4 protein-coding genes are annotated in these 3,632 nt (G+C 40.3%); all 4 read right to left on the reverse strand.

Annotated features, from left to right (window positions below; all coding sequences use genetic code 11):
• Positions 1 to 324, reverse strand: a 324-nt coding sequence (locus tag ACYTXL_RS19755; protein WP_461926227.1) for a nucleotidyltransferase family protein, incomplete at its 3' end; no start/stop codon positions are given.
• A 3-nt stretch (positions 325 to 327) separates the two neighbouring features.
• Positions 328 to 2,145: an ABC transporter ATP-binding protein gene (locus tag ACYTXL_RS19760; RefSeq protein ID WP_461926228.1), complete on the reverse strand. Its 1,818-nt coding sequence runs from the start codon at positions 2,143 to 2,145 to the stop codon at positions 328 to 330.
• A gap of 4 nt (positions 2,146 to 2,149) precedes the next feature.
• A complete protein-coding gene (locus ACYTXL_RS19765; RefSeq protein ID WP_461926229.1) occupies positions 2,150 to 2,581 on the reverse strand; it encodes a lasso peptide biosynthesis B2 protein in 432 nt (143 codons plus the stop codon).
• Between the two features lie 441 nt (positions 2,582 to 3,022).
• Positions 3,023 to 3,538 carry an NAD-dependent epimerase/dehydratase family protein gene (locus ACYTXL_RS19770; protein ID WP_461926230.1) on the reverse strand — a complete coding sequence of 172 codons (516 nt, stop codon included), beginning with the start codon at positions 3,536 to 3,538 and terminating at the stop codon, positions 3,023 to 3,025.
• Between the last annotated feature and the right edge of the window lie 94 nt (positions 3,539 to 3,632).

A 3,632-nucleotide genomic window follows, 5' to 3' on the forward strand; every position in this document is an offset into this window, starting at 1 on the left:
CTTAAGAAGGTTAAGCAGTTCGTGACTCAAAAATAAGTTGCGACTAGCATTAGTGTGATAATAATTCTGAAGCTGAGTTAATACTGTTTTGGGAATAGCTTCTCTCCACGTCGTCTTGAAGCTCTGGTACAGGAGTGGTATCGTCCTATGACGATCTGCTATTTGCAGGAGATATGCCCAGTCTATGTCTTGCTGGAGTATGGTATTAATTCGCTCTGCTGTTTCAGGGTCTATGTGAGTTCGGGTACAACACAGAAGTAGCTCAATTTCTGGACGGCTAACCTTTGTTGGCAATTGAGTAATAGGCTTGTTTAAGGTAATCATAAATTACTTATAGTGTTGGGCTTGGGTTTGAAACAAGTGTGCATAGCTACCACCCATATTTATCAGTTCCTCATGGGTACCGCTTTCAACAATTGAACCGTTTGCCATCACATAGATGCAGTCAGCCATTCTGACGGTTGATAAGCGATGACTGATGAGGATAGCAGCTTGATTTTTGATGAGTTGGCGGAAATTCTGAAACACCTCTTCTTCGGCCTTAGGGTCTAGAGCGCTAGTTGGTTCATCTAACACGATTAACTGTGAATCTCGCAAAAATGCCCTTGCCAAAGCGATTTTTTGCCACTGACCGATGCTCAATTCTTCCCCTTGTTCAAACAATTTACCCAGTATGGTATCGTAACCTTGAGGTAGCTTGCTAATGACATCATCAGCACCGGAACGACGGGCCGCGGCAGTGATTTTTTCGTAGTTGAATGGCAGGTTGATATTTGCCAACCAAATATTTTCTTTAGCAGTCAGATGATATTTCGTATAGTCTTGAAAAATCACACTAATTTGACGGCGGAGGCCAGCAATTTCAAATTGGCGTAAATCTATGCTATCAATGGTAATGCTACCAAAAGTCGGATCGTATAAGCGACACAAAAGCTTAATTAAAGTAGTCTTACCGGAGCCGTTTTCTCCTACCAAAGCCACCACTTCCCCTGGGCGAATAGTCAGATTAATATCTTGAAGTGCCTGACGCTTCGTAGTTGCATATTGAAAGCTGACATGATTAAACACAATACCATTTTGCATTGGTATGGGAAGAGGTTTCGGATTTGACGGTTCTACAACCTTTGGTTTCAGGTCTAGGAATTCATATAAGTTAGCGAGAAATAGGTTGTCTTCATATAGACCAGACAAACCACCCAAGAGACTTTTCAGGTCATTTTGTCCTCGTTGCAATGCCTGGTAATAGAGTACTAAGTCACCAAAGCGGATAGTGCCTTGCATGGTTTGATAAATAATGAAACCATAGGCAGTAAAAACTAAAGTTGTCGCCGTTGTTTGGGCACCAAAATTAGCCACAGACTGTCTTTTGGTCATGGCTATGTTTTCCTGATATAGTTGCCGCCGCACACGCACATACCACTGACTAAAGAAAGAACCCAAATCAAACAAGCGAATTTCTTTAGCGTGTTGCTCTGTAGTCAGTATCCGACTCAAGTAGCCTGCTTGGCGTTCCTGGGCTGTCTTCTGACGCTGCCAATGATACATGATACCGGAGTATTTCACCCGCACTACCAGGGCCGGAATCGCGGCAACAAATAAGATAACTCCTATTCCCCAATGCAATGACAGTAGTAACCCCAGCATCGCCACCAAAGAGATACTACTCAAGCATAGCCATGCCAAACGATGTAGGATTTGCCCTGGTCGAGAAGAAGCTTCTTTTTGCGCTCGCTGCAAGGCATCATAATATTCAGAGTTTTCATAATATTCTAGGTCTACCTCAATTGATTTAGCATCGAGGATGTTTTGCATATAGTCAGTGAGTTGCTGAGATTGGGCGGCATACACCAGTTCAGTCAGGGAAGAACACAGGTTAGTTACTAGGGTGATAGCAACAAAGAAGACAATCAAAAGTAATACTTGATTAAAGGCGGCTCCTTTGTCGGCAACATTAACACTGGCGGTTGCTATATCTACGATGAGTTTGGTGAGGTAAAGAGAGAGTAGAGGCAATAAACCTTGAATAACCAAAAGTGCAACCAAAGCAATAGTCAAACGAGGACTACTGTTCCAAACTAAGCGCAACGCAGGCAGAATTCGTAAGCTTTGCTGGATTTTATATCTTAAACTTTTGCCTGGTTTCATATTTTTAAAAATGCTCTTTTGCAAAAGATGCCAGTTGGCTAAAATTAGAAAGGTCTGCAACATCCCCAATTACAACCTGTCCCTGATTTTCTAACCACGCATGAGCCTTTAACTCTCCTTCTTGACCTTTGGCAACACCAATGCAGAGATTAGATGTATAACCGTGGCGACTTATGAATAACTGGCAAGTCAAGGCACGCGCCAGACACTTGACACCAGGCATATAATGACTGCTCACTTCAACAGCCCAGATAATTTTGTCAATAGAGACTTGGTATTTAGGTTTGGCATTACTAATGCTTGAGAGAAGTTGCTGCAAGGTTTTGAATGACAGCAACCACAAACCTAATCTGACTAATATTAATAGAAGAAAAGTGTTAGTTAAAAGTTGTTTTTCCTGATAATCTAGTTCGATAAATTTAGATAACTGCTTCATTTTTACTGAAATATTTGATGATTTTGTTATTGACAACGCAATTTTCATTTTCTAAATATTAGAGGTCGTTTGAAAAGTAGTTAACTGTGATTTTAGGCACTTGTCGATTCCCCTAACCCCCCTTAAAAAGGCAGGGCTGATTCATTCCCCAAAGAGCTTTAAAAATCAAGGGTTCTAGCGATTAAAAATTAGTTATTTTGTTACCAGCGTGCCGATGAAACAAACTATTTTACTGATATTTCAGTGTTTAAATGTTCATCTCTTCGTCACCCTTACTTACAATTTTCTCGCTAACCATCTTGACAAATCCTATTTGAAATGGAATGAATCAGCCCTGCCTTAAAAAGGGGGGAATCGGAATTAAAGTCCCCCAATTTATCGGGGGATTTAGGGGGATCTAGAAAGTTTTCCTACTAACAAGAGGACTTTTCAAACATCCTCTTAAGCAGATAAAGTCAACCGTGGTTTTGAATAATTATCGTTGTTGCTCAAAAATGATGCAATAAAAAAATTAATAGCCGACTCTGCTGACCACTGAGGTTGGAAGTTTAGACATGAAGATATCCTGGAAATATCAGCTTGTGAATGTTGAATATCTCCTGCACGAGGAGACGCGAAATTAATTTCTGATTGCCATTGCGGAAAATGATTTTTGAGAATATCTATTAACTGCACTAAAGAAGTAGATTTTCCAGTTCCTAAGTTACAAATTAAGGATGAACCAGGGGTAAGATTTGCTTTGAATGCTTGAGAAAAAGCCCTCACTACGTCTTTAACATAAATAAAGTCTCTGGTTTGATTTCCATCGCCATAAATAGTAATTGGTAAGCCACGTTGCATAACATCAACAAATCGGGAAATTACGCCAGAGTAGCTTGAATCAGGAACTTGTCTATGGCCAAATACGTTAAAAATTCGTAAGCCAACAAATGAAAAATCTAGTTGTTTAGCAAACATACTAGTACAGCACGGCGGAAATAGCGCACCCATTAAACAGCTAATACCTTGCCTTTATAAGTCCATTTAAATGGCTTCGCCATAGTATGATTAA

The sequence above is a fragment of the Nostoc sp. genome (genome assembly GCF_054880495.1).